The organism is Neolewinella agarilytica (genome assembly GCF_900110645.1).
Classification (GTDB): Bacteria; Bacteroidota; Bacteroidia; order Chitinophagales; family Saprospiraceae; genus Neolewinella; species Neolewinella agarilytica.
In genome coordinates, this window is the sequence record NZ_FOFB01000030.1 from 45,980 (window position 1) to 71,531 (window position 25,552).

At 53.3% G+C, this 25,552-nt stretch carries 22 protein-coding genes; 10 read left to right on the forward strand and 12 right to left on the reverse strand.

Annotated elements, in window-relative coordinates:
• Window positions 1-63: 63 nt before the first annotated feature.
• Complete coding sequence (locus BM123_RS20485) at window positions 64-858, reverse strand: tetratricopeptide repeat protein (RefSeq protein ID WP_090172415.1); 795 nt, start codon at window positions 856-858, stop codon at window positions 64-66.
• Window positions 855-1,427, reverse strand: a complete 573-nt coding sequence (locus BM123_RS20490; protein WP_090172416.1) for an RNA polymerase sigma factor — start codon at window positions 1,425-1,427, stop codon at window positions 855-857. The genes BM123_RS20485 and BM123_RS20490 overlap by 4 nt, the downstream gene beginning before the upstream one ends.
• Before the next feature lie 315 nt (window positions 1,428-1,742).
• Between BM123_RS20490 and BM123_RS20495 the strand changes: the two genes are divergently transcribed.
• A complete protein-coding gene (locus BM123_RS20495; RefSeq protein ID WP_090172418.1) occupies window positions 1,743-3,548 on the forward strand; it encodes a hypothetical protein in 1,806 nt (601 codons plus the stop codon).
• Window positions 3,549-3,711: 163 nt separating this feature from the next.
• Here BM123_RS20495 and BM123_RS20500 read toward each other — a convergent pair whose 3' ends face one another.
• The gene (locus tag BM123_RS20500; RefSeq protein WP_090172420.1) at window positions 3,712-6,735 is read right to left on the reverse strand and encodes an aminotransferase class III-fold pyridoxal phosphate-dependent enzyme; all 3,024 of its coding nucleotides are present in this window, start codon (window positions 6,733-6,735) and stop codon (window positions 3,712-3,714) included.
• A 95-nt stretch (window positions 6,736-6,830) separates the two neighbouring features.
• Window positions 6,831-7,073 (reverse strand): hypothetical protein, encoded by a 243-nt coding sequence (locus tag BM123_RS20505; RefSeq protein ID WP_090172422.1) that lies wholly within the window; start codon window positions 7,071-7,073, stop codon window positions 6,831-6,833.
• Between the two features lie 147 nt (window positions 7,074-7,220).
• Here BM123_RS20505 and BM123_RS20510 point away from each other — a divergent pair, with 147 nt between their 5' ends.
• Window positions 7,221-8,495 (forward strand): metal ABC transporter permease, encoded by a 1,275-nt coding sequence (locus BM123_RS20510; protein ID WP_090172423.1) that lies wholly within the window; start codon window positions 7,221-7,223, stop codon window positions 8,493-8,495.
• A gap of 42 nt (window positions 8,496-8,537) precedes the next feature.
• On the forward strand, window positions 8,538-9,740 hold the full coding sequence (gene manA, locus BM123_RS20515; protein ID WP_090172425.1) for a mannose-6-phosphate isomerase, class I: 1,203 nt from the start codon (window positions 8,538-8,540) through the stop codon (window positions 9,738-9,740).
• On the opposite strand, the gene BM123_RS20520 is transcribed toward manA, so the two are convergent.
• Entirely contained in the window at window positions 9,741-10,580 is an 840-nt protein-coding gene (locus BM123_RS20520; protein ID WP_090172427.1) for a histone deacetylase family protein, read from the reverse strand.
• 244 nt (window positions 10,581-10,824) lie between these two features.
• On the opposite strand from BM123_RS20520, the gene BM123_RS20525 reads away from it, so the two are divergent.
• A complete protein-coding gene (locus tag BM123_RS20525) occupies window positions 10,825-11,205 on the forward strand; it encodes a four helix bundle protein (RefSeq protein ID WP_090172428.1) in 381 nt (126 codons plus the stop codon).
• Window positions 11,206-11,265: 60 nt separating this feature from the next.
• Here the strand turns inward: BM123_RS20525 and BM123_RS20530 are convergent, their stop codons facing one another.
• The 4 genes from BM123_RS20530 to BM123_RS20545 form a co-directional block, all read right to left on the reverse strand.
• The gene (locus BM123_RS20530; RefSeq protein WP_139212004.1) at window positions 11,266-12,834 is read right to left on the reverse strand and encodes an ABC transporter substrate-binding protein; all 1,569 of its coding nucleotides are present in this window, start codon (window positions 12,832-12,834) and stop codon (window positions 11,266-11,268) included.
• Window positions 12,791-14,335 (reverse strand): glutamine-hydrolyzing GMP synthase, encoded by a 1,545-nt coding sequence (gene guaA / locus BM123_RS20535; RefSeq protein ID WP_090172431.1) that lies wholly within the window; start codon window positions 14,333-14,335, stop codon window positions 12,791-12,793. Before guaA ends, BM123_RS20530 begins: the two co-directional genes overlap by 44 nt.
• 236 nt (window positions 14,336-14,571) lie before the next feature.
• Entirely contained in the window at window positions 14,572-15,504 is a 933-nt protein-coding gene (locus tag BM123_RS20540; protein ID WP_090172433.1) for a DUF3137 domain-containing protein, read from the reverse strand.
• A 365-nt stretch (window positions 15,505-15,869) separates the two neighbouring features.
• Window positions 15,870-16,349, reverse strand: coding sequence for a hypothetical protein (locus tag BM123_RS20545; protein ID WP_090172434.1), 480 nt, complete (start codon window positions 16,347-16,349; stop codon window positions 15,870-15,872).
• A gap of 411 nt (window positions 16,350-16,760) precedes the next feature.
• Between BM123_RS20545 and BM123_RS20550 the strand changes: the two genes are divergently transcribed.
• The 4 genes from BM123_RS20550 (at window position 16,761) to porD (ending at window position 20,412) form a co-directional block, all read left to right on the forward strand.
• Entirely contained in the window at window positions 16,761-17,594 is an 834-nt protein-coding gene (locus tag BM123_RS20550) for an outer membrane protein assembly factor BamD (RefSeq protein ID WP_090172454.1), read from the forward strand.
• Window positions 17,560-17,907, forward strand: a complete 348-nt coding sequence (locus BM123_RS20555; RefSeq protein WP_090172435.1) for a DNA-directed RNA polymerase subunit omega — start codon at window positions 17,560-17,562, stop codon at window positions 17,905-17,907. Before BM123_RS20550 ends, BM123_RS20555 begins: the two co-directional genes overlap by 35 nt.
• A 126-nt stretch (window positions 17,908-18,033) precedes the next feature.
• Window positions 18,034-19,383, forward strand: coding sequence for a bifunctional phosphopantothenoylcysteine decarboxylase/phosphopantothenate synthase (locus BM123_RS20560; protein WP_090172437.1), 1,350 nt, complete (start codon window positions 18,034-18,036; stop codon window positions 19,381-19,383).
• Between the two features lie 27 nt (window positions 19,384-19,410).
• A complete protein-coding gene (gene porD / locus BM123_RS20565) occupies window positions 19,411-20,412 on the forward strand; it encodes a type IX secretion system protein PorD (RefSeq protein ID WP_090172438.1) in 1,002 nt (333 codons plus the stop codon).
• Here porD and BM123_RS20570 read toward each other — a convergent pair.
• From BM123_RS20570 to BM123_RS20580, 3 genes are all read right to left on the reverse strand, one after another.
• Complete coding sequence (locus BM123_RS20570) at window positions 20,384-21,427, reverse strand: DNA topoisomerase IB (RefSeq protein WP_090172440.1); 1,044 nt, start codon at window positions 21,425-21,427, stop codon at window positions 20,384-20,386. The two genes, porD and BM123_RS20570, sit on opposite strands and share 29 nt — an antisense overlap.
• A 148-nt stretch (window positions 21,428-21,575) precedes the next feature.
• Window positions 21,576-21,821, reverse strand: coding sequence for a hypothetical protein (locus BM123_RS20575; protein WP_090172442.1), 246 nt, complete (start codon window positions 21,819-21,821; stop codon window positions 21,576-21,578).
• A gap of 94 nt (window positions 21,822-21,915) precedes the next feature.
• A complete protein-coding gene (locus BM123_RS20580) occupies window positions 21,916-22,494 on the reverse strand; it encodes a sigma-70 family RNA polymerase sigma factor (protein ID WP_090172444.1) in 579 nt (192 codons plus the stop codon).
• A gap of 321 nt (window positions 22,495-22,815) precedes the next feature.
• Here BM123_RS20580 and BM123_RS20585 point away from each other — a divergent pair, with 321 nt between their 5' ends.
• Both BM123_RS20585 and BM123_RS20590 read left to right on the forward strand, forming a co-directional pair.
• Window positions 22,816-23,859 carry an aldo/keto reductase gene (locus BM123_RS20585; RefSeq protein ID WP_090172446.1) on the forward strand — a complete coding sequence of 348 codons (1,044 nt, stop codon included), beginning with the start codon at window positions 22,816-22,818 and terminating at the stop codon, window positions 23,857-23,859.
• A 319-nt stretch (window positions 23,860-24,178) separates the two neighbouring features.
• A complete protein-coding gene (locus BM123_RS20590; RefSeq protein WP_139212006.1) occupies window positions 24,179-25,456 on the forward strand; it encodes a hypothetical protein in 1,278 nt (425 codons plus the stop codon).
• The last annotated feature ends 96 nt before the right edge of the window (window positions 25,457-25,552 follow it).

Here is a 25,552-nt window from a genome sequence, read left to right on the forward strand (position 1 = left end):
GCACCTGCACCCGGCAACCGGCACCCTGCACCCTGCAACTTGCACCCTACAACCCGCCTCCCCCTACCGCTCCAACCACCCCAGCACCGCCCGCCGCCGCGCTCCGTAGTCAGGGTCGTCGATGGGGATAGCCTGAAAAGTGGCTTTGGCAGTAGCCAGGTCACCGGTTTTCAGCTGTGCCAGGCCGAGGTAGTACTGGCCGTCCGTTTGGAAGCTGGTGTTGCCTTCGGCGAGTTCGCGGAAGATGGCCATGGCTTCGTCGGTCCGCTCCGTTTCCAGGGCGGCGATGCCGCGCGCCAGGCGGGCTTCGTTGTCCTCCGGGCGTTCCCGGAGGTAGTTGGTCAGTTCGTTGTAGGCGGCGGCGTAGTCGCCGCCATTAAAGGCCGTCTCCGCCGCCTGAGCCGAAGAAACCACCTCACTGCTTTTTTCCGTCAGGTATACCGGCTGATAGCTGGCAAACTGTCGGTAAGGGTCTTCCCCGATGCCCGCAAAAGGGTTCCAGAGCATCAGCACCAGCACTACCGCAGCAGCTACGCTCGCTACCGCCCACCAGGTGCGTCGCCGCATGGGGCGAATCCTGGCTTCAGGCGCTTCTTTTGCCACTTCCTTTTCCGGTGGAGCGTTCTCCGCCGGGCTCTCAGATGCGGCAAAATGCGCCGCAGCCAACTCCGCCATCTTCGCGTCCAGATCCGGCCGCAGGGCTTCTGAGCGCAGGAAGGTCATTTCCTGCCGTCGGTCCCGCAAAGCTGCTTTCAGCCCGGGGTCACGAGGCAGCCGATCCTCGAACGCCTGAAATTCTTCATTTGTCAGTTCACCAGCCAGGTAGCGGCTGATGAGCACGTCGTCTTCTTCCCTCATGACAATACACCTTTATTGCTCTCATACAAAGTCCGCCACCGCTCTCCGCAGGCGTGGCGCCGGCGGTAGACTGTACTTGCGCTGGTCATCTCTAATTTCTTAGCAATGTCCGCACCCGGCATTCCGGTGGCCAGCAGCCGCAACAGCTGCTGACATAATTCGCTTAACTGCACAAAGGCTTCGCGCATTTGGCGCTGACGGAGGTCTTCTTCTTCCACCGCTTCCAGCATCTCATGCACATTCCCTTCAGGCTCTGATTGCACCGGAGCTAAAGACCTTACCTCCGCCTCCCGCTTTTTTTTTCGCAAATGATATAACCACTTGTTTTGGCATATTCGAAACAGTAAGGCTCCTAGTGGGCAGGTCAATACAAAGTTAACGTCATTAGCCTTCTGATGCAGGGCAATGATGCCTTCCTGAAACACATCCTGTGCATCAGCCAGGCTTCCGCTGTTTTTAGTGATCCAGCTGGTAATCGTTGCCGCATTGTTGCGGTAGACATCATCCAGGACGGAAAAATTTCCGCCCCGCAGCGCCAGAATCAAATCGTGATCGGGGTGTGGGGACATAGCCTGACAAGTATACGTTAATTCCATCGATAAAGAAACAGGCAAAAAATGAAGCAACTGAAATTGATCGACTCCCCGAGCTCACAACGCATAACCCTTTGCCCTCAAGGACCAAAAAAGGAGTCAGACTCAATAGCTCAGACGATATGACCACTTTAAGCGTACAGAGACCAAATAAATAATTAAAAAGTTAACATTTTTGCTATTTGACACCAAATAAGTGTCAAAAATATCACTTTTTAGCCCTAACTTTGCCTTATCGGAAGGGGAAACACTCTTTCAACATCGATTCAAATTCATTCTAATCCTACTCATATGCGCTATTTCTTTACCTTACTTACCCTTTGTCTGGGAGTAACCCTTTCCGCACAGGCGGAGCAGTTTGTCGACTCCGTCAACCTCAACGGCTTACCGCTCCAGATTCTTCTGGAGGACGTCACCAGCACCCCCATCGTTATCCAACAGTACAGCTTCGTGGGCCTCAACCCCATGAACGGAGACTCCCTCTGGTCCGTCGAGCGAAAAGCTCTGTCGGGCATTGCTCAAAAAATGAGCGACGACCATGACGAAGCAACTGATGTGGTTGACATTCCGGACGTTCCCTACATCTTTGTAAACGGCGTTTTAGTGGACGTTCGATCAGGGGAAAAACTCATTGACGAGTCAGAGAACGTCAAGCTTTTCCGGGCCAGCTATTTCTTTGAAGAGGAAGGGGTGTGTCTCATTGAGGTAAGCCTGAAGGGAGGCATCCGGCTCTATGCCTTCGAAGTCGCCTCCGGCAAGCGGATGATGGCTGTTGAGACGGATCTGAAGCCAGGCCTGGACAACCTGGCCGGCAACAGAGCTGCCGAATCGGGCAAAGATCCCGTTATCCTCGATCGGGACAACATCCTCTACTACGATGCTCAAAACCTTTACCACATTGACCTCGCTGCGGGCAAGATCAACTGGAAATATGACGGCAAGGTCTATGACTCCCGCGTCGTAAACGACGGCAAAAACCTGCTGCTGCTCTTCCCTCCGGGGCTGATCTCTTTGGCCGACTATGGCAAAGAGTTTCACCTCCTGGACATGGTAACGGGAGAACCACTGACCAAAAAACGCGTCAAACTGGATGGAGCCGTCAAGACCATCGAACCCTACGACGGAGGCCTGGCCATTGTGCACACCAAAGGGATGAACATCTTTGATTATGACGACAGTGGAGAAGGCCGCTGGAGCAAGGATTTTGCCGAAGGCGGCATCTCTTCCTTCGAGGTGACCAACGGTGAAATGGCCATCTACTACAAGAACAAGAAGATGATGGTTGACCCCGCCACGGGAAAGGCTAAAACGAAAAAACCCGAAAAGCTCGACCGGGAACCTTACGCTGGAGCAGCCCCGAAAGCAGTGTTTGACTTTGCGGGTAAAGAGGTAAAAATGTGGGGCTCTAACAAGATCGAAATCGATGGTGAGCAGATTTTCTTCTCTCAGATTGCCTTTGACGCCGCCAGGAAAATGATCGTTACGGCTAAGGTAAACGAAACCAATGCCAACCTGAAAAAGGAGGTCTACTACTACGACTTTGAGGCTTACGACATCACAACCAAGTCTAAGGTGACCATGGAAGGCCGCTTTGCCTTCTCTTCTGGCATGGCCGAGTTGGAGGTCATCGGCGACCGGGTGATTGCTTACAGCCATGACGGACTGACCATTCTTACGGCAAACCTTGAATTCGGTGAGCTCGTGCATGACGTTACCTACAAATTCAACGCTATCCAGCGGAAAGGTGCCAAGACGGCGAAAAGAATTGGCCGGCTTCTTGGTGGCAGTTCCGACGAAGAGGATTTGACCGAAGTACCTGGTTACCTCAAGGGAGATTATGTCTTTTACAATGAAGCAAAAGCGGAAGGATTTGCGCCAGCGGTATATCCTGCCTCGCCCGCCAAGGTCCATGTTCTGCTGGGCACCCCCGTTACCCAGAAATACAGAATGCCACTGCTGGCGGTATTTGAAAAGGCCAGCGGAGAATTCGTGATGCAGGATCGAATGATCTATGATAATGCCCAGTTTACGCTGGACCCGGAGAAAAACCAGGTGTACGTCATCCACGGCAAGAGCATCCGTTGGTATAGATTCTAATCCGCTTCCTGCCGTGCCGGCCAAACGTGAAGTGTAGGGCGCGGCCGCAGGTGCAGGGGAAGGTTGAGGGGCAACAAAGCTCTTTAATCTTCCCCTTGCACCTGCGGCCTCGCCCCGTATAACCTCCTCCCTAAAAATGGATTAAAGTCCTCGCAACAGTCCCTTATCTCCGCATCTTGTCTTCCTGAAAGACCCGATCCAGATATCCGACGAGCTGGTCGGCATTTTTCCGGTCAAAACACATCGGCGGTTTGATTTTAATCACGTTTTCATCCGGCCCGTCGGTACTCATCAGGAAGCCAAGTTCGCGCATGCGCTCCTTTAGATATTTGGCTTCTTTCACTGCTGAATGGTAGCCTCCACGATGAAGGGAATGAGGCGCAGCCGCAGGTGCAGGGGTAGGTCGAACCAGCTCGAAGCCGAGGAACAAACCTTCCCCACGGACGTCGCCGATCAGGGGATGCTGCTCCGCCAGTTGGTGCAGCAGTGTTTTGAGGTAGCTACCGGTCTCGTGGGCGTGTTCCATTAACCCTTCGGAACGAACGACATCCAGCACCGCGCGGCCAGCCGCGCAGCTCACCGGGTTACCGCCGAAGGTATTGAAGTACTCCATGCCGTTGGCAAAGTTAGCGGCTACTTCGGGGGTGCAGACGACGGCACCCAGCGGGTGCCCGTTGCCCAGCGGCTTACCGATGGTGACGATGTCTGGCACCACGCCCTGCCCTTCGAATCCCCACCAGTGGGCTCCGACCCGGCCTACGCCGACCTGAACCTCATCGCTGATACACAGCCCGCCGTGAGCCCGGACACTGGCATAAACCTCTTTCAGGTAACCCTTCGGAAGCGGAATCTGTCCGCCGCAACTCATAATACTCTCGCAGATAAAGCCGCCATACTTTTTGCCTTCACCTTCCGCCTCAACTATGGCCCTTGCGGCATAAGCAGCGTAGTCCTTACCCGGTGTAGCGGAGCCTTGGTGGAGTCCCCTAAAGACATCCGGCATCGGCAATACTGTGGTTTGGGGCGGCGCGCCCTGCCCGCCCTTACCGTTGAATTTATAGTCGGAGACATCAATCGTCCGCCCCGTATTACCGTGGTAACCGACCTCAACGGCGAGCATATTGCGGGTGCCCGACCAGTTCTCACACATCCGCAGGGCCAGCTCGTTGGCCTCGCTGCCGGAATTGACGAAGTGGACCACGGAGAGCCCGGGCGGCATCGTAGCCGTCAGCTCTTCGGCGAAAGCCAGAATATTCTCGTGCAGGTAACGGCTGTTCGTGTTGAGTACCGCTGCCTGCCGCTGGATGGCCTCTACCACCTTCGGATGCTCATGCCCAACGTGGGCGACGTTGTTGACAGTGTCCAGATAACGACGGCCGCTGGTGTCATAGAGATATTGCTTACTTCCGCGGACTATGTGCAGGGGATGAGCGTAGGAGACGGAGAGGCCGTAGCCCAGTTGATTTTTGCGCTTTTGGAGGAGAGCGCTCCCCTTCGCCCCCCGAGAATCAATCGGAGAATTTGCAAAGCGAAAAGGGTATGGAGAGAGGTTAAAAAAGGCCAATGGATCCGGGCAAATATTCAGCCAGGTTTCCGCCTCTTCCGGGAAGGCCACACCCGGGAAGTCTCCCACGTAACCCAACATATCCGTCATGACCTGAAAGTGGAGGTGCGGCGGCCAGCCGCCGTTTTCGTAGTCAGCGCCAAACCTGGCGATTTCGTCTCCTGCCTGCACCTGTCCCGTAGTACTGCGGGACCCAAATTTGTCTAAGCTATCCTCAGAAAGATGGCCATAGAGCGTATAAAACCGCTGCCCATTTACCTCGTGTTCCAGGATAATCGTCGGGCCGTAGGTACCGGGGTTCGGATCGATGGCGACGCTGTGCACCACGCCATCGAAAGGAGCATAAACCGGCGTGCCCGCCGGCCCCCAAACGTCGAGTCCCAAATGCGTCGTTCGCCAGCGCGGGCCGTAGTTGCCTTCCTGAGCGTAAGCGTCGGTGGTGTAAATGGGCCGCACTTCGCCGTAGCCGCCGATGCCGAAATCGGCGTCATTGTCCTCCAGCATCCGCCGGATGTGCGTCGTAAAGCGCCCCAGGTCTTCAAAGTTAGCGTTGTTTCCCAAGTCCAGGCTACCGACGGAAAGATCCATTGTCATAAGCTGCTTACCCGCCAGAGCAACAATTGAATGGGGAGGTTTGGTGAACTTCAGTGGTGATACTGAACCGCCGAACAGCACCCGTGCCAGTTCCGGCGGGACGGTACGCAGTTTCCTGAGCAATGCCCAGGCTGGCGCAGCGGAAACCTGCAAATAGGCATTCTCCGGTTCCCGATGCAGGTTCTCCGCTGCGGTAGCCACGGTGAGCAATAGCCGCCCGATGATGAGGTCAAAAAGGACGCTGATCTCTTCCTCCTCAAGGGGAAATACTTCCTGATATCCCCTGACCACCTCTGCCATTCCGCCAAGGGGATCGGGCAGATGCATGCCTGCGTAGGCGCAGGTAACGGCCAGCTCACAGACTGTAGGGGCGTACATCGCATCGCCAAAGTCAATGACGCCGGAGATGTGCCCCTCGTCGTCAACCAGCAGATTCTGCTCGTGGGCGTCCTGATAGTTAATGCCGTAGCGGAGGTCTTTGATCTTAGGTAAGGCATCCCGCTCAAAGCGGTCCCAGAAGAAGTTGGCGAGTTCCCTTTCCTCTTCGCTCAGAAACTTTGCCAGGTGGCGGTAATCGCTACTGCTGGCCGGGTTCCACTTGTAGACCGTAGGTGTGGCCGGGTGGCTGAAGTCTGACAGCGCCGCGCTGAGCCGGCCGGCGGTTCGCCCCCATTCATGGCGGAGGCTTTTGGTTCTGGGGTTGAGCTCGTCGAGCATCCGGCCGGAGACCCAGCTTTGGAGCCGGAGAAGACGTCCTTCGGGAAGTTCAACGATCTCACCGATGGGGGTCGGTGTCTGGAAAGGAAGTTCTTTTGCCGCCAGATGCTGCATGATCGCCGCCTCGAAGTCGATGGCAGAACGATCTGCGCCAGGGGCAGATATTTTGAGGGTGTAGCGATGGCTCTCAGCGTCAGTAATGCGGTAATTGAGGTCGACTTCCCCGGCTAATGGTTTGACCTCAGCAGGAACAACACCGAAATGGTCAGCGGCAAGTTGATGGATCGATTCCGGGGTGTAATGGTGGCGCATAGCGGGTGTTTGTACCGCTGGCTTCAGCCAGCGTTTTCCTGATTTCGCCGACTGATCGCCCCAGGCAGACGCGAAGCGCACTCGGCGGTACAAACCTACTCTTTCTTCGCTTCTTTGCGGGCTTTCCAGCGGGCGTTTTTGCGTTCTATGTAGGTCTCCGACCTTTCGGTCGACCAGGCAACAAATGCACCAGCTACGAGCCATATCGCTAAATTCCAGAACCAGGGAGCCCTTCCACTTCCTGCAGAGGTAGTTCCGATAAGAAAATGGTCAAGTAAAAACATGCTAAGCCCGAAATAAAGAGCAGAGAAGATAACTTTTTTCGAAGGCACTTTCATAACAATTGGGTTTCCCTTAAAGATAAAGAAACCAAAATTAGGATAAAAAGTTAGACTAGTCTAACTTTGAGATTGAAACTAAACTTTAAGCCACACACTGCTTCGTAGCTGGAAACTCGGAGCAGGAGTTACTTGACCCAGATACGCATGACTGAATCCTCCTTATTTGAAATCTTATCCGAAGTATGGGCCATACGGGCCATCGTTGCTTCCAGCATGGTGGGGTTGATGTGTGGAGTTCTGGGCTGTTTCATTGTGTTGCGGAACATGTCTCTAGTTGGGGATGCGCTGGCACACGCCATTCTCCCCGGTGTAGTGGTGGCCTTTATGCTGGTGGGCTACAGCACGATGGCCTTCTTTACCGGAGCGGTAGTGGCGGGCCTGTTGACTGCTGTTGGTATTACCTGGATTCAGCAGCGGGTAAAAACCAAGAATGACGCTGCCATCGGCATCGTATTTACGTCCATGTTCTCGCTGGGGGTTATTCTGATCTCGCACATTAGCCGCAATGACGGGGTACACCTGGACCTGAAAGACTTTTTGTTTGGCTACGCCCTGGGTGTTTCGGACACGGACCTGCTGCTTACCGGGCTCGTCATGGTGTATGTACTCCTCTCCGTAGCGGTCTTTTACCGCTATCTGTTTGCGTCTACCTTCCAGTCCGTTGTTGCCGAAACGATGGGGATCCCCGTACAGGTGCTGCACTACTTTCTGATGTTACTACTGAGTTTTGCCGTAGTAGCCAGTCTGCAAACGGTAGGCGTCATCCTTGTGGTTGCCATGCTCATTACGCCAGCGGCTACGGCCCTGCTGTTGAGCCAACGCTTAAAAGTAGTCCTCTTTATTGCTGGTGGCATCGGCATGTTATCCGCCATTTTGGGAATGATTGTAGCCGTCTGGCTCAACACGCCTCCCGGGCCGGCCATGGCGCTGGTGGCCACTGCCATCTATGGGCTAACCGTCGTCTTTTCCCCCAGCCGGGGCCTGGTGGCGAAAGCCTGGTTTCGCCGGCAACGCCGGCAACAGACCATTCGGGAAGACATCCTCAAGCGGGTCTTTCGCCAAAATCAGCGCGACGGCGTGGCGGATGCAGGTATCATTCGCGAGCAGTTAGAGCTGGGAAGCGGAGCCTGGAACAGCCAGCTGGCGCGGTTACGTACAAAGGGGCTGATGGATAAATCCGAGCTACGGTTAACCGATGCCGGGAAATTGCTGGCCCTGCGCATGGTAAGGGCTCACCGCCTCTGGGAAACCTACCTGAATAAAGAAGTGGGGCTATCCCCGGACCAAATCCACGAAGAAGCCGAGCGGCTGGAACACCTGCTTACACCGGAAATGCTCGAACGGGTGGATGAAGAGCTGGGCTATCCGGAAAGTGACCCCCACGGAAGTCGTATACCACGAGGGGAGCTGGGCGTGTAGCAAAACTGCCGTATTTTGTGCCCAATAATTTGACGTACCTCTATGCCTGCAGACGCTGCTTCCCCTTTATCTATTTCAGGAGTAATCCAACCCTACGCCTGGGGAGGGAATCGTTTCCTGGCTGAGTTCCTGCACCAGACGAACCCCGAGAATGAGCCCATGGCGGAGCTTTGGATGGGAGCTCACCCCAAAGGCCCCGCCCAAATTAATGGTGCGGACAAAACCTTAGACCAACTCATTACTGACACGGCTGTAGAAACACTAGGTGAACGGGTAGCATCCCGTTTTGACAACCGCCTCCCCTTCCTGTTCAAGATACTGGATGTTCAGGCGATGCTCTCCATTCAGGTTCACCCGGATAAGGCCTCCGCGGAAAGGGGCTTCGCGCAGGAAGAAGCCTCCGGCCCTGAGCGCTCCGCGCCCAACCGTAATTACCGCGACGACAACCACAAGCCGGAACTCGGCGTGGCACTGACCGACTTTTACCTTCTGCACGGCTTCCGGTCCGAGAACTCCATTCGGGAAACGCTGGTAGAAATACCCGGCTGGGATGCTTTACTCCCCATTTTTAATGAACTGGGCGTCAGCGGTCTTTACCGCCACGTAATGGAGGCAGATCAAGAGACGGTTGATGAACTACTTGCCCCGGTCCTGATGGAACTCGCCGGCGGCGAATACGAAAAGTATCAGCCTGAGTTCTGGGCCGCCAGGGCCGTTGAACAGTATGCAAAGGATGGCCATCAAGACCGGGGCATCTTCTCCATTTTCTGGTTCAACGTTGTTCACCTGCGCCCGGGAGAAGGTATTTTTCAGGACGCAGGCATCCCGCATGCCTACCTCGAAGGCGTTTGCATTGAACTAATGGCCAACAGCGACAATGTGCTACGCGGAGGCCTTACCCCTAAACACATCGACGTACCAGAGTTACTTCGGTTGACGAACACCATCTCCGTCACCCCCAATGTTCTGTTACCCCAGGAACAAGCTGATGGATGGTCCGTCTACCCTACCCCGGCGCCGGATTTCCGACTGCGGGTAGCTAAGCCTTCAACGGGCAAGACGCTTAGCGTCGATACCACAGCCGGGCCCGCCATTATTTTACTCCTCAGCGGTGAAGTGAAGGAACAAGACGGCCCCCTTACCCTTACGGAACAGGACCGGATAGCGTTCGTCCCGGCGGGGCTTCAGTTTTCCCTTCTGCCGGCGTCGGAGTCAGTGGTTTATTTGGCGGAGGTGGGGGAATGATCACCCGAAAATTCCCTCCGCAACCCGGTAAGTATTCGCATGCGCCTCAATAATCGTCGCCAGTCTCTCTGAATAGCCACCGCCCATGCTGACGGCGACGGGGAGGTTACGGTCGTAGCAGGTCTGAAAAACGAAGCGGTCGCGTTCCTTACAGCCATCGAGCGTACACGCGAGCCGGCCGAGCTTATCCGTAGCGAGAATGTCAACGCCGCTGAGGTAGAAAACGATGTCCGGGCGTTCCCGGTCCAGTACATTGGGCAGTACTTCGTAGAGTCGGGCCAGATACTCCGCATCCCCCGTTTTGTCGGGAAAGCCAACGTCCAGGTCAGAGGTCGTCTTACGGTGAGGATAATTCTTTTCCCCGTGGAAGCTAAGGGTAAATACCCGTGGCTCGTGCTCGAATATTTTGGCGGTACCATTGCCCTGATGGACATCGAGGTCAACGACAAGGGCTTTAGATATTTCACCGCTGTGCAGGAGTTCGTTGGCCGCAATGGCAATATCATTGAAGACGCAAAAGCCTTCCCCCCGCTCAGCGAAGCTGTGGTGCGTGCCTCCGGCGATGTTGAGGGCAACGCCTTCCCGGAAGGCAATGCGGGCGCAGTCCAGCGTTCCCTGGGCAATGACGCGCCCACGGGCAATCAGTTCTGGCCGCATGGGAAAGCCGATGGCGCGGGCTTCTTTTCGGTCCAGGGTGTTCGTCTTGAGTTTATGCCAGTACCCGGGGGTGTGGGTTCTCAGGATCGCTGCCTCGGGCAGCGGCTCGGGGGCGAAGAAGACGGACTCCGAGATCGTCCCTTCATATAGCAACTGTTCTGGCAGCAGGGTATACTTCTCCATCGGGAAGCGGTGCTTCGGCGGGAGTTGGTATCGGTAGATGGGAGAAAAGGCGATCTTGATAGTATGGTAGTAGTGGTAGTAGTGGTAGTATGGTAGTATGGTAGTATGGTAGTATCAACCTAGAAATTGCTATTTCTGTTTTGATCTAGCCGTATGTAAACGTTTATATACGTAAGTATACGTTTAAAATACGATTAGCACTTTACGCTTACTTTAGGTTTGGCCCTAGCAAAAAAAGAAAGATATGACATCATACTTTAGAACGTGGGCAGCCTATCGCAAGGGATTCATTCTGGCCCGAAACATAGAAATAATTGCAGAAGAATTCCCACCCAAAGAAAAGTATAAGTTGACGGATCAGATCACCCGATCTTCCCGGTCAGTGTGCAGTTGCCTGGGGGAGAGCTTTGCCAAAAGAAGATACCCGAAGCACTTCATCTCAAAGATTTCTGATGCCAGCGGAGAGAACTACGAAACGCAAGTCTGGTTAGACTTTGCCATAGACAGAGAATACATTGATAAGAAAACTTACCAAAAACTAATTAAGGATAGTGAAGAAGTCGGCAAGCTACTTTCCTACATGGAATTTCACCCGGAGCACTATGCTACCAGAAAGCGGAAATAGTTACCGGTCTACGCCTTTCTCACGCTTCTATCATACTACCACTACTACCCGACTATCATACTAATTCACTCTCTTCCAGCTATAATCAGCAAACCGCAGCATATTGACATACTTGTTCTCAAAGCGGTCAAGGGTAGCGTTCTCGAAGCTGGTTGCATTAGCGGGAACTACGGCAACGGGTTCGAAGCGGAATCGGGTGTGCAGCAGGTCTTCGGGGTTCTTTTCCAGTTCATACTGAAAGCGGGTACCGTGCTCAGCGGCCATGCGGAGGAAATAGCGGGTAACGTCGTAACCAACGTAAGCTTCATCCCGTGGCAGTGCAGCAAAACGCTCGTAGAAATTACGGCGGAAGGCACGGACGGCGGGGTTCAGGCGGTCGATAAAGACACTGTTACTGATGTGTACGTTCGTTCCTTCGTAATAATCAAAGTTGATCCGGGTAAAGTCCTTCCACTGCGGCAGGCCATAAACGGCAACGCTGCGCCCGAAGTCATCCCGGGAGGAAGTGTACAACAGGCGTAGGAAGTTAGCGACGAAGGGTTCGTCTTCGTAGACAGGAACGATGAAGACCGTCTTACGTCCGTCCAGATATTCTACCAGAGAAGCGTTGGCGTTATTCATGTCTACCGCCAGTTCTTCCAGGGGTTCAACTTCAGCATTACCGCTCAGAATCTTGTATTCATCCTGCAAGTAAGCCAGGCGTGCCTGCTGGCTCGCAGAACCACTCGTTACCAACACAATTCGGGTAGCCCCCTGCGTTTGGTAAGCGTGCTTTAGCAAACTACGTACGTGCGTTTCCAGAGTTGGGTTTACCTGTACATAGTTGGGGTTAGACTGGCTGATTCCACCAGCAGCACTGTAGGGAGAAATCAGTACCGTTTCCATTCCACGGGCAGCTTCTGCCATCGTGGTCACATTATTCTTCAGGTAGGGGCCAATGACGATCTGTGATTGCCGGAACTCCGGGCTGGCCACGAGTTGACTGACTTTCGTGGGGTTGGCCTTCGTATCCTGCACATTAACGTTGTAGCTGGTAGTACCCTGACCACGCAATTCATCGAGTGCCATTTTAGCACCACTGTAAAAATGCAGTGCCCAAAGGGAGTTAGGGTCTACTTCATCCTCACTACCCAGGTAGCGGTCCGTCAGGAAGGGCAGTGCGAAGTCGACGTTATAGCCACTAAGCATCCGTGAGCCTCCGGGGCTCGTTCCGATCTGAGTGATGGGTGTGCTACCGGTTCCACCGGTTTCGATGGTGCCACCAGCGCCATTGCCGAGGCTTGGGTCGTAGGCACCGGATCCATCTTCCACGATGGGTGGCATCCGGTCTTCGGAGACCGTCGTCCAGCGAACCGTATCCATCTTATCGGTCGGCGCGTTCTGCACGTAGACGTAAGTGCCGGTTTCCGGGTCGTAGACGCGGCGGCTCTGGATGGGGTCCAATTCTCCTGCGTCGTCGTCGTTACCGGCATTGCGGTCGTCTACGCGGGTATTGCGGTCGGGGTCCGGCGTTACGGCCGGTTTGAAGAGCTCACAGGAAGAAAAGGTGAAAAGCAGGCTAAGCAGCAATAGTTGGCCCAGCAGCTTATTCCCACTCAATGGTGGCCGGCGGTTTGGTACTGATGTCATAAACGACTCTATTAATCCCTTTTACATTATTGATAATGGAACTACTGACGGCTGCCAGAAATTCGTACGGCAGGTGACTCCATTCCGCCGTCATTCCGTCGGTGGAGTTTACTGCTCTTAACGCTACAGCCTGTTCGTAAGTGCGTTCATCGCCCATAACGCCAACGGACTGTACGGGCAGCAAAATAGTGCCCGCCTGCCAAACCTGGTCGTATAAACCATGTTCACGCAGCTTATTGATGTAGATAGCGTCTGCTTTCTGCAGTAAAGCTACCTTTTCCGGCGTAATATCGCCTAAAATACGGATGGCAAGCCCCGGGCCGGGAAAAGGATGACGCTTGATCAGGTGATCCGCCATACCCATTTCAGTGCCTACGCGGCGGACCTCATCCTTGAACAGGAAGCGCAGAGGTTCCACAATTTTGAGCCCCATTTTAGCGGGTAGCCCACCCACGTTGTGGTGACTTTTGATGGTCACGGATGGGCCGTGTACGCTTACGCTCTCGATCACGTCGGGATAAATCGTGCCCTGAGCGAGGTACTTGATGTTGGTTAATTTTTTGGCTTCGCGGTCAAAAACGTCGATAAAGGTCTTACCAATAGCTTTGCGTTTCTTTTCCGGGTCAGAGACACCAGCCAGAGCGGCGTAAAACTCATTTTTGGCGTCGATGCCGGTAACGTTGAGCCCCATGCCTTCGTAGCCCTTCAGCACTTGTTCGAACTCGTCCTGGCGCAGCAATCCGTTATCAATGAAGAAACAGAACAACCGTTCGCCAATGGCCTTGTGCAGTAACATGGCGGCAACGGAGCTGTCAACCCCACCACTCAGGCCGAGCAGTACGCGGTCTTCTTCTCCGATTTTGGCCTGTAGTGCCTGGACGGTTTCACCGACGAAAGAGGCGGGTGTCCAGCTACATTTACAGCCGGCGATATCCACCAGGAAGTTGCGGAGCAGTTCCTTGCCATCAAGGCTGTGATAGACCTCCGGGTGGAATTGAATGCAGTATACCGGCAGGTCGAAAGCACCGGGTTTGCTGCCGTAAGCGGCTACTTCTACGTCGGCGGTACTGGCCAACAATTCGAATTCCTCCGGAATGGCCTTGATCGTGTCGCCGTGGCTCATCCATACCTGGCTACCGACCTCCAGGCCGGCGAATAAGCCTTCGCTTTTATGGATTTTCCCCAGGTTGGCTTTGCCATACTCCCGGGTCTCGGAGCGTTCCACCCGACCACCGAAGTGCTGAGCGATGTATTGGGCACCGTAGCAGATGCCAAGCACGGGGCGCTTACCGATAAATTTTTCAAGTTCCGGGTGCAGTGCTCGCTCTTCCCGTACCGAGAAGGGACTGCCGCTCAGAATAACGGCTTTGATGCTTTCATCCAGCTCGGGCACCTTGTTATAAGGCACGATTTCGCTGTAAACATTAAGCTCGCGGATACGGCGGGCAATGAGCTGGGTATACTGGCTACCGAAGTCGAGGATCAGGACTTTTTCCGTCATAGAGCGCGAAGGTAAGTAACTCCTCTTTTAGTCGGGTAGTTTTTAAGCGCGAAGTGGGCGCGAACGCAGGTGCAAAGAGAGGGATAAAGGCAAAGATTTGCCTCCATAGCGATGAAAACCCGGCCCCTCAACCTCCTTTGCACCTGCGGCCGCGCCCGGATATTCGGCTAGCCAGAGACATTGAATGACCCCAGAGCTAGCTTTTACCGCTGGCCGTCCTGCCAAATTCCGCTCACTTAGTGCGTCTGGTCAAAATCCTGAATTACCCCCAGCATCAGCGTGATGTCCGTATAAAACTTGCGGATATCAGCGAAAGAGAGATTGGAGCTGAAGAACTTCGGCTCCAGCATATCGTAGTCATGGGCTACCCCAATGAATAAATCCTGATTATGAACGGCGAAGAAGATGTCGTTGTCCTGGCTACGGCGAAATTCCAGCAGTGCCTCCTGCATGGGAGGCGTCAAGATACCCGCTACGTGAGTATTCGGCATGGCGTAAACAGCAAATTCTTCGCGGAAGCCGGGGTTCATGATCTCGATGTCGGCGTTTATGCCGCCTTTAGAGACGTAAGCATCCACCGTACGTTTTAGCCGGCGCAGGTTCTTGCGCGGCCAGACGGCAATGCGCCCCACCGTTGGCTCGCTGAAGATCGCGTGTACAAACAAGCCACTGAACACGACCAGCAGGCGATTACTGGCCGGGCTGATTTCCCGCACGAAAGCCTCTCCCATTTCAAAGGCCATCTCCCCCACCAGGCCCTGGATATAATCTTCTGCCCGATAGGTATCCGGCATTGGGCGGAAGAGGCCACTTCGCTCAAAACGATCCTGATTAATGGCCCGCTTAGCGTCGTAGCTCAGCGAGCGAAAATTGGGCGAATCGTTGAGAAACTCCATCAGCAACTGCATAATGGCCGGTTTATAGGCCTGACGAAATTTCTCAATCCGGAAGTAAAGAGACCCCACGTAAAAGATAACCGGCATGGCCAGCAGGAAAATGAGAAAGCCCAGGTCAGCAACCACAAACACCGTTAACAAAACCACCACCAGCAGCAACGACAAAAAAATACCGCGAATGAGGCGTAGCCGTAACCGTTCCAATCGCAGCAGTTCCGGGCGAATGGTGGTGTTGTAGTATTTACGCAGTTCGTCTATGCGGGGAATGGGCAAGCGGATAGTTTTGGTATACGATGGCAAGCCGAAGGCCTTACCTGTGTCCCAAAAGTAGAGAACCGGGAGCAAACATCGCGTTTACTCCCGGTTTCATACTGCGGGTTTACAAGCGCAGTTCCATCATTTTTCTGTACAAGAGTTGTAATTCAGGACAGCCTGCGTTTCACACAGCTCCCGGGGCGAGGGCGTGAAAACGTTAAATCCATTCAGTTGGGCAAGCTCCGTATTTGGTTCGGAACTTAGCATTGAACATTGATTCCACTCCGCCGAAAAGGCGGACACGCAGCTCGAAGACAACGGCGAACTAACGGCCAGCGAAAGAAGCAGCAGAAAAAACAAGCAGGAGTATTTCATCGTGTTTCTCATTTCTCTTGCTTTTGCAGTTCAGAAATAGCTCTCTCCGCACTTATTTCCTTTGTAGTGGGTGGGAGCAGTTTAATCAGCTCGATTTTTTCTTCTTCCGTAAGGTCAGCCAATAAGGGGGCATAGTTTGCTTTAAAAAACGGAAGAAAAGCATTGCCCTCCGCATACCAGGCAGCCACCTTTCCGGGTTCAGGAAAATTGAGTTCCTCAAAAAACTCCTTTAATGCCTCCTCATCAGTAGAGACCAGAATTTCCAGGTCTGACTCCGAGGGTAAGCTTGCTCCGGCCAGTATTGCCAGAGAGAAAGCCTCATCAATTGATCTCCTCAGAGCATAAGCCCGTTCCACCTTGGGGTCAGCATTAACGATCGCAGCAATTTCCTCTACGGAAAGCTTTTCCGGGGCATCAGAGGTCACCCCTTGCTCGCAGCCAGACAATAGCCCAGCCAGGAGACACAGATAGAAAACAAAGTACTTCATAATTGGATTTTAAAGCGCAAAACATCTTAGCACATCAGGGTACAGCAGCAATCCTAAACAGGGGAGCCCCGCAGAAAAATAGAGTTGTTGAAAACAGGGTTAGATAAAAAGCCCCGTTGAGGGAGAGTTGGTAGCAGAAATGCTAAAATTCTTACACATAATGAAAGGATTAAAACTTAGACACACCCAAATATAGTCGAAAAAGACAGCTTATCAAAAAGCGCGATCTTCAGAGCCTGACTTGCTGATCTTTTTTCTTCCGACAGCCAATTGCCCGGCAGAAACCGGATACAACCTCCAGCCCCATCGAAGCCTCTATTATTGAGTAGAAGCCGGGGATTGAGCTATTTCTTCAGCAAAAGTCTCCTGAACCGGTCATTTGTCTTGTCATTCCTTATCTTTGCGCGCCGTATGAAAATCAGTCACTTAGTCCTTCTTCTTTTCTTTGCCGTTTGCACCTTCAGTTGCAAGTCGGAGTTCGAGTCTATCCGCACCAGTGGAGACCCGAAGGCGATTCTGGCTAAAGCCGATGAATATTACGAGTTAGAGGAATATCAGCGGGCCCAGTCTCTCTACGAATTGAGCATTGCTCCCTACCGTGGGCAGGCTGAAGCAGAACAGATCGCCTACCGCTACGCCTACACTTACTACTATACGAAGCAGTACGTTCTGGCCAGTTATTACTTCAAAAACTTTGCCACTACTTACGGAGGAAGCGCGTTGAAAGAAGAGGCAGACTTTATGAGTGCCTATTCCAACTACGAACTCAGCCCTGTTTACCGGCTTGACCAAAGCTATAGCGTAAAGGCCATCGAGGGCTTTGAGGAATTTGCCAACCGCTACCCTTCCAGCGAAAGAATTCCGGAAGCCAACCGGTTAATTGACGTTATGCGGGCCAAAATGGAGGAAAAGGATTTCGAATCTGCCAAACTCTACATGGACCTCAGGCGTTTTGAATCAGCGCAACGCTCTTTTGAGAATGTCCTTAAGGATTATCCCGAAACGAATCGCGCCGAAGAAGTACGCTATCTGATGGGCAAGAGCCAATATCAGTATGCGGATTTAAGCTTTGTCTCCCGACAGTACGAACGCTTTCAGAAAGCGATTGAGCTGATCGAGAACTTTCAGGGTCGCTACCCGGACAGTACCTACGGGGAAGAACTCAGTGGCTACCTCAAAAAATCAAAAGAACAAATTAAAAAACTCGAAAATGTCAGATATCAAAGCACGGGCTCAAGGCCTTAGCCCCGACGTAGCCGCGCGCGACATCCTCAATGTCGTTAAGGATACGGAGAACATCTACGAAACGTTGGCCATCGTGAGCCGCCGTGCCCGTCAGCTGGCCGTTGATCTTAAGCATGAGCTGGATCAAAAGCTGGAAGAGTTTGCTGAAGTAACCGATACTATCGAAGAGGTGGTGGAAAACAAAGAGCAGATTGAAATTTCCAAGTTTTACGAAAAGCTGCCTAACCCGGTACTGATCGCCATGCGGGAATACCTCGATGATGAGCTCTACCACCGCTACAACAATGCCCGCGACGAAGAGGAAGAGGTTTAGTGGACTGTAGTCGGTAGACTGTAGAGAGGGACATAAATAGTTATTCCTCTCCCCCAAAATGTAGGACATCGCCCCACGCTGCTACTGGCAGCCTGGGGCGCTGTCCGTTAATTGAATTTCCTGAGCATGAACCTGGAGGGCAAAAAAATTATCCTTGGTGTAAGCGGCAGTATTGCGGCTTATAAATCAGCTTTGATTGTCCGGGGGCTCATCAAAGCCGGCGCGGAAGTAAAAGTGCTGATGACGCAGGCGGCGACGGATTTCATCTCACCGCTTACCCTGGCGACCCTCTCCAAAAACGAGGTAACTACTTCCGTTCACAACGGAGAAAGCTGGAATAACCACGTCGAATTAGGCCTCTGGGCGGACGCTATGCTGGTGGCTCCGGCTACCGCTACGACCCTGGCAAAGATGGCTAACGGCATTTGCGACAGTGCCATCGTGGCGGTTTATCTCTCCGCCCGCTGTCCGGTGTTTTTCGCTCCGGCTATGGACCTTGATATGTGGGCCCACCCCGCTACCTTGCGAAATGTAGAATTGCTGAAAACCTACGGGAATCACCTGATTGATGTAGGAACGGGCGAGCTGGCTTCCGGGCTGATGGGAGCAGGTAGGCTGGCCGAACCAGAAGACATCATTCAGATACTGGCAGACTTTTTGGCGCTTCCGCAGGGTGCAAAGAAGGGTAAGAGAGCAGGGGAAAAACCCTCCCCACCCCCTCCCCACGGGGGAGGGACTAGTGAGGACGCTGGGCGTTCTGACGGCCCCGGCGCTGTGGCGGCAGCTCAATCAAATATCACCAATCGCCAACCGCATACCGCATATCCTAAAGACTTCAAAGGCCGCAAGCTACTCATCACCGCCGGGCCGACCTTCGAGGACCTGGACCCCGTGCGTTACCTTGGCAACCGGAGTACCGGGCGGATGGGCATTGCGCTGGCGGAGGCCGCAGCTGCGCGCGGCGCCACCGTACACCTCGTCCTCGGCCCAACCTCTCTCACGACAGATGCCGCCGGTGTCACCGTCCACAACGTCCGCTCCGCCAGGGAGATGCACGCTGCCAGCGTAGCCAACTGGCCCAAAGCCGACGCCGCTATTCTGGCCGCTGCCGTAGCGGACTATCGCCCCAAAAAGATTGCCGGACAGAAAATCAAGAAGGGCGAAAAACCGCTCAAGGTTGAGCTCGTCCGCAATCCGGACATTGCCGCCGAACTCGGAGAAGACAAAAAAACCAACCAACGGCTGGTGGGCTTTGCCCTCGAAACGGAAAACGGCCTCGAAAACGCCCGGAGAAAGCTTGAGCGGAAGAACCTTGACTTCATCGTCCTCAACAGCCCCAATGACAAAGGTGCTGCTTTCGGCCATACTACCAACAAGATTCAGCTCGTTGACCACAATAAGGTCACGCCCTTTGAGTTAAAACCAAAGGCTGAGGTGGCTAATGACATCCTCGATGCCCTGGTGAGCATCCTTTAAGCTCCCGATCCCTACAACAATTACGGAATGAACTTACGGTCTACCCTACTCTGCTCTTTTGTCCTTTTACTTTGCACCTGCGTCAGCGCCCAGAGCGAGATCGAATGGACGATCAATGTTAACACCGATCAGATTGTCCAGACGGACAAGCGCATCTTCGGATCTCTGGAGAAGGACATTTTCACTTTCCTGCGCGGACAAGTTTGGACGGACGATAAATTTGAGGAGGAAGAGCGCATTGAAGCAACCCTGTTCCTCACGATCAGCGAAGTTTTCGAAGAAGCTAACGGCACCAGTAAGCCCATTCCTGATCAGTACAAAGGAACGCTTGCCCTCCAGAGCCAGCGTCCGATATTCGGCACCTCCGAGCGAACGCCGGTGTTGAACACCCAGGACAAGTTCATCAATTTCACCTATCGGCAGGGAGAGGGTATCATTTACTCGGAACAAAGCTATGCTAGTGACCTGGGCCACATTCTGGCTTTCTACAGCTTCATGATTCTTGGCCTGGACTACGACACCTTCTCTCCGCTGGGCGGCCAAAAGTACTTCGACAAAGCCCAGGAGCTATACAACCGACTGCCTACGGAAATCAGCTCCACCCAGGGCTGGCGCTCCGGCAATAAGAGCCGGAACCGGTATTACCTGATGGAGAATGTACTGAGCCCGAGAATGCTGCCCTTACGCCGGGCCTACTACAATTATCATCGCCTGGGGCTGGACATGATGACTACGGATGTGGTGTCCGCCAGAAGCAACATTACGCTCGCCATTCAGGATGCCCAGAAAGCGAATCAGGCCTATCCTTCCTCGGTTTACGTTCAGGCATTCGTCGACGCTAAACGAGAAGAAATCATCGAGATTTACAAGGGGTCGACCGGTGTGGAACAGAATACGGTTATCTCAGCAATGAGTCGTATTGATCCTTCTAAGTCCGGCGCTTATCGTGGTATCCGCTCCTCGGGGGCCGTCCGCCGGCCAACAGCCAGTCGTGCGCCCGTTAGCCGGAGCACACGAAGAAAGCAGTAATTTCTTCGGCGTCGAACTCACCGTCAAACTTCTTTTCCATTGCTGCAGAAACGGTGTCCGCTCCCGGCAATTCCTGCTTAATGATGGCATTCATCACGGCAGGATGGATGTAATACTCCCGGCATATGGCCACGGTATTGCCCAAATATTCAGCGGTTCTTTCAATGACCCGGAGGTCCGCTCGTTCGGGCAGGGAACCCTTCGTTTCTTCGCTTAGCTCCCAGTATTCCCTGACGGCTGCAGCGGTTCCGGCCCAGGTGCGGAAAAACTTACTACTGAATTCTGCACCCGTCAACTCCCTCACCAGCTCATTTACGTCAGCGCTGTCAATATTGTGCATACGTCCGTCTTCCCCCCGGTACCGAAAAATCTGATAGCCCGGTAATTCGCTGACGTTATTAATCAGGCGGACAAGCGTTGGGTTGTCCAGATCGACTTCCCGCTCGACACCACTTTTACCTACGTATTCAAAGTGTAACTCCCCTCCGTCTGTTTCCAGGTGCTTACGCCGGAGGGTGGTCAGGCCGATGGTACCATTCTTTTTCCGATAAGTTCTGTTTCCAACCCGCATGGCGGTTTCATCCATGAGTGCGATAGCGAGCGCCACTACTCGTTTACGGTCCCAGCCGCGGCTGGAATCGGAAATGATGTACCTGATTTTTTTGCGTGCATCTGGCAGTGCTGCGGCAAACTCAACCAGTTTGCTGAATTTATTGAGTTGTTGATAGGCCAGCCAATCCGGGTGATAACGGTATTGTTTCCGACCGGCCGCATCGCGGCCGGTACTGAGCAGGTGCCCGTTTTCGAGGGGGCAGATCCAAACGTCGGTCCAGGCCGGCGGGATAGCCAGTGTATCCAGCCGGTCGATGATGAGCTTGTCTTTGATGGCAGAGCCATCCTCACGGATATAGCAAAATCCATCGCGCAGAGGCTTGCGTGACCAGCCGGGCTGGTCATCAGAAACGTGAATTAAGTTTGGAACATCCAACTGTGGATGTTTGGCTACGTTGCCCATTATCGGGAAGATTAATATGATAGATTACACACTACCAAAGGTCTTCCCGTAAGCAATTTGTTCGAAAATGCACTACGCTGCGCTTGATTACTAATACAGCAGCAGATCACGCCCAAATTATTTGGCTCCAATGATCTTTTCAATTGTTTTACTCTTCTCCAGCTTTAATGCGGTCAATACGGGCATGAATGTTGGCTAGTAGATCAGCCGGCGGAGCTTGCCATTTTAAGTTCCGCTTCATAAAAACTTTGTAGGTATCCAGGTTTTGCAGGTCCCCTGTTCTGGGGTCTATCGATAAGTCAAGGCTTTCTCCTACCGGACATTCCGGTTCACGGTCCGCTACTTCAGGGGTACGATGATTCTTCGTTTGCGGTTTGCGACTGTTAAAAGACATGGTAACTTATTTAATGAAGAGATGAAAAAGCAATAAAGCGTAAAATGCCACCCCGCAGCAATTTTTCGCGGGGTGGCATAAAATGTTAGTTAATTTAACCCAGGTTTCGCGTGTTGACAATACCGTAGGTGTTTTCAGCGTAGCCTGACAGTCGCTCGATGAGCGCCAGACGTGCCCGGCGGGTGGTGGACTTTACCGTATTCAGGTTCATGTCCATTGCCTTGGCGATTTCCTTTTCGCTGAAGTCGTACAGGTCAGCCATAATGATAATGGCGCGCTGGTCATCCTTCAGGAAAGTCATCGCTTTCACGATGGGGTCGGAGAAGTCCTGGTCCATCGCACCGGCGATCCGGAGGTCAGCGAAGCCAGCCATAGAGTGGCCTTCATCGCGGCGGTTGTAGGCAACCCGCTCGTCCAGTTCCGTTTCACCCCGACGCGTCTTCTTGCGGTACTCGTTGATGAAAAGGTTCTTGGCCAGGCGGAATAGCCATGCGCGGGCGTTGGTTCCGGGTTCGTACTGGTCAATCTTGACGTAGGCCCGCGCGAAAGTTTCCTGCACGAGGTCAGCAGCATCGGCGCCGTTACCGCACATGCGGGAGAGAAAGTTGAACACCACTGCGTAGTGTTCCAGCATTTCTTGTTCGAAAATGTTTTCGCGGGGATTTCGAGTCATGATTGTTCCTTTCGGAGTTTGTGCCGGCTTGACGGAGTTTCACGGATATCCGCCTCCCGGCTGTACCCAAAGCCCGGTTAAAGGTCGATGAGTGATTTACGTTATTGGTTGTTACGGGGGTTAAATGTCGGTAGTTTCGGGGAAAGTTGCAGGAAGTGAAAAAAAGTTGAACTTTTTTTGAGGGGTGCGCACCTAACGCTCGATGTCCCCTGCAGGAATCCGGCGAAAATGAACCTTCCCCGGGCCTTATACCTTCTCTCACCGGCGGACTTCGCGCAGCGTAGCCGATCCCCCATTACCCAAAAAAATCAATCAACAACTATGCGTTACAACCCTTTCGGCACCACCGGCTTCAACATCAGTAAGGTAACCCTGGGAACCATGACCTGGGGGAAACAAAACACCGAGGCGGAGGGGCATGCGCAGATGGATTATGCCGTGGAACGGGGTGTAAATGCCTTCGATGCGGCCGAACTGTACGCTGTGCCCAGCACGGCAGAGACCTGGGGAAAAACGGAGGCCATTATTGGTACCTGGTTTAAAGCTACGGGAAAACGGAAGGACATTTTCATGGCTTCGAAAATTGCTGGTCCGGCAGCTTTCGCCGCTCACATCAGAAAAGGTAATCTGGGCTTTTCCTCAGCACAAATCGATGAGGCGCTGAGTGGAAGCCTGGAACGTCTGCAAACCGATTATCTCGACCTCTATCAATTACACTGGCCCGCCCGGAAAGTGAATTTTTTCGGCACACGAGGTATCCACAGCATCAGCGATGATGAATGGGAGGACAATTTCCTGGAGATCCTTACCAAAATGGACGCCCTGATCAAAGCTGGCACCATCAGGCATTGGGGCCTGAGTAATGAAACCCCCTGGGGCGTAATGCGGGTACTTCACCTGGCAGACGTCAACGGTTTACCGAGGCCCGTGAGCATTCAGAACCCTTACAGCTTACTCAGCCGAGGATTTGAAGTTGGATTAGCGGAAGTTTGCCTGCGGGAGAATATCGCTGGCTTCCCTTATTCTCCTCTCGGGATGGGTCGGCTAACGGGCAAGTATCTCGACGGCTCCGCCAGAAAAGATGCCCGTCTCCATATTTTCCCTCAGTATACCCGCTACAGCAACGACAATGCACTGGAGGCTACCAAGGCCTACGCTGAAGTGGCCCGCAAGCATGGTGTCAATATGACTCAAATGGCCCTGGCCTTTGTCAACGACCGGGATTTCAACCATAGCAACATCATCGGGGCTACTAGTCTGGACCAATTAAAGACGAACATTGACAGCGTCGAGCTCAGCTTATCCGAAGAAATACTCCAGGACCTGGAGGCGGTGCAGCGACGGTGGCCTAATCCGAGTGTGTAAGGGGGGGAGAGTCAATGAGTCAGGGAGTCAATGAGTCAGGGAGTCAATGAGTAGCTACCGCTGGCAGACAGCACGCTGCTACGCAGCTGGGAGGCAATCTGGCAATCAAGGAGCCAGGTAGTCGCTGACATACTATTTGACTATTAGACTGCTTGACTGTTTTGACTACCTGACGGCTTGACTGATTGACTGATTGACTGCTTGACTATTTTGACTACCTGACGGCTTGACTGATTGACTGCTTGACTATTTTACTCCACAGGGTAATGTTTCTCCCTCATTCGGTATTAAGTTTGTGAACCAGCACACATTCTTACCCATGGCTAACAAACTTGACATTTCCCGTGATTCCGGCAGATTAACCATCTCTTATTCCTGGCGTACATCAGCCATGTGGTTCCTGCTCTTCTTTTCCGTGATTTGGAACCTCTTCATCATCGGAGCATTAGTAAGTGGAGCAGGTTTTTTCATTAGCATTCACTTGTTGGTTGGAATCTTCATCGCCTGGTTCACGCTCTCTCGGTTCCTGAATAAAACCACCATTGCGGTTGATCGTAACAAACTGCTGCTGGAACACGGGCCGATTCCCTGGCCGTTTGCGAAGCAGCAGAATATTCCGGCGCGGGCGCTGGTGCAATTGTACGTTGGAAAGAGCAGTGTTAAGGTAAACGATCAGCCGACTTACAATCTGATGGCAAAACTGGATACTGGTGTTGAGGTAAAACTCATCAAAGCAGAGCAGGACCGCCAGTTGCTACAGGAGTTGGAAACGACCATCGAGGCCTACCTCGACATTGAAAACGACACCAGCTTCGATCTCTCCGAAGGAGGCTTTGACAAGCTCGACCTGGAGCAGATGAAGGCCAGCCTGGAAAAGATGGATAAGCTCAAAAAGTGGATGCCCGCCGCCATGGTGAGCAAAATGGAATTGATGGAAGAAAAGATGCTGGCAGAAGTTGGGAGACGTACTAATGAAGAGGGTTCCTCCGCGCCTACAACCTCCACTGCACCTGCGTCCGCGCCCAGATCCCGCTCGTCGGCTGGTTCTGCTCCACCACGGGACAATGATTTCTTCCGCTCCTCCCCTACCGGTGCTCGTCCGCTACCGGAGCCGGAGCACGACTTTGTTTTTCCCATGTATCGTGCAGCTGAGGGGAGCAAAGTTCGGTTCCTGACCGAAAGCTATACCGTGGGCCGCTCCGCTCAGATTGACTTTCAGGACGACAGCATCGATTTTGGCCGCCAATTTGAACTCCGCCCGAATGACGGCAGCAAAGCCCGCTATTTCTATACACAGCATGAGCGCGGCCGCTGGAGCTACTTTCAGGAACGCCGGCTGGATGATGACGAAGTTGCAGCACTGGATTTTACGGGAAACCTCCACCCCAGCCGTTTCGAGAACGGTAGTGACCGCTACTATCCCAGAGACGAGCAGACCGGTACCAGGTTCATGGGTCAACACGGGGAGGCGATCCGGCAATTCATCTATTTCACGACGGCTTCCTCTACCCAGTTCCGGGCTTTACAGCCCGCAGGGCGAGGATGGGAAGTGTACGTGATGGAGGTAGTGGATGGTGGGGACTTTGATGAAGGCTAATTGGAGCTCCTCACGAAAGTAGACAGTGACTTCTGATTGAATAGGTTGCTACCTTTAAACTACTCAACTCGATCCAATGTCGAAAATCAGGAAGAA

Excerpts from the sequence above, each read along its gene's own strand:
- BM123_RS20570 (WP_090172440.1), bottom strand. The coding sequence starts at position 21,427 with ATGGGCAACGTAGCCAAACATCCACAGTTGGATGTTCCAAACTTAATT.
- guaA (WP_090172431.1), bottom strand. The coding sequence starts at position 14,335 with ATGACGGAAAAAGTCCTGATCCTCGACTTCGGTAGCCAGTATACCCAG.
- BM123_RS20510 (WP_090172423.1), top strand. The coding sequence starts at position 7,221 with ATGACTGAATCCTCCTTATTTGAAATCTTATCCGAAGTATGGGCCATA.
- BM123_RS20560 (WP_090172437.1), top strand. The coding sequence starts at position 18,034 with ATGAACCTGGAGGGCAAAAAAATTATCCTTGGTGTAAGCGGCAGTATT.
- BM123_RS20485 (WP_090172415.1), bottom strand. The coding sequence starts at position 858 with ATGAGGGAAGAAGACGACGTGCTCATCAGCCGCTACCTGGCTGGTGAA.
- BM123_RS20545 (WP_090172434.1), bottom strand. The coding sequence starts at position 16,349 with ATGAAGTACTTTGTTTTCTATCTGTGTCTCCTGGCTGGGCTATTGTCT.
- BM123_RS20505 (WP_090172422.1), bottom strand. The coding sequence starts at position 7,073 with ATGAAAGTGCCTTCGAAAAAAGTTATCTTCTCTGCTCTTTATTTCGGG.
- porD (WP_090172438.1), top strand. The coding sequence starts at position 19,411 with ATGAACTTACGGTCTACCCTACTCTGCTCTTTTGTCCTTTTACTTTGC.
- BM123_RS20555 (WP_090172435.1), top strand. The coding sequence starts at position 17,560 with ATGTCAGATATCAAAGCACGGGCTCAAGGCCTTAGCCCCGACGTAGCC.
- BM123_RS20585 (WP_090172446.1), top strand. The coding sequence starts at position 22,816 with ATGCGTTACAACCCTTTCGGCACCACCGGCTTCAACATCAGTAAGGTA.
- BM123_RS20580 (WP_090172444.1), bottom strand. The coding sequence starts at position 22,494 with ATGACTCGAAATCCCCGCGAAAACATTTTCGAACAAGAAATGCTGGAA.
- manA (WP_090172425.1), top strand. The coding sequence starts at position 8,538 with ATGCCTGCAGACGCTGCTTCCCCTTTATCTATTTCAGGAGTAATCCAA.
- BM123_RS20495 (WP_090172418.1), top strand. The coding sequence starts at position 1,743 with ATGCGCTATTTCTTTACCTTACTTACCCTTTGTCTGGGAGTAACCCTT.
- BM123_RS20550 (WP_090172454.1), top strand. The coding sequence starts at position 16,761 with ATGAAAATCAGTCACTTAGTCCTTCTTCTTTTCTTTGCCGTTTGCACC.
- BM123_RS20525 (WP_090172428.1), top strand. The coding sequence starts at position 10,825 with ATGACATCATACTTTAGAACGTGGGCAGCCTATCGCAAGGGATTCATT.
- BM123_RS20575 (WP_090172442.1), bottom strand. The coding sequence starts at position 21,821 with ATGTCTTTTAACAGTCGCAAACCGCAAACGAAGAATCATCGTACCCCT.
- BM123_RS20590 (WP_139212006.1), top strand. The coding sequence starts at position 24,179 with ATGGCTAACAAACTTGACATTTCCCGTGATTCCGGCAGATTAACCATC.
- BM123_RS20500 (WP_090172420.1), bottom strand. The coding sequence starts at position 6,735 with ATGCGCCACCATTACACCCCGGAATCGATCCATCAACTTGCCGCTGAC.
- BM123_RS20490 (WP_090172416.1), bottom strand. The coding sequence starts at position 1,427 with ATGTCCCCACACCCCGATCACGATTTGATTCTGGCGCTGCGGGGCGGA.
- BM123_RS20530 (WP_139212004.1), bottom strand. The coding sequence starts at position 12,834 with ATGACATCAGTACCAAACCGCCGGCCACCATTGAGTGGGAATAAGCTG.
- BM123_RS20520 (WP_090172427.1), bottom strand. The coding sequence starts at position 10,580 with ATGGAGAAGTATACCCTGCTGCCAGAACAGTTGCTATATGAAGGGACG.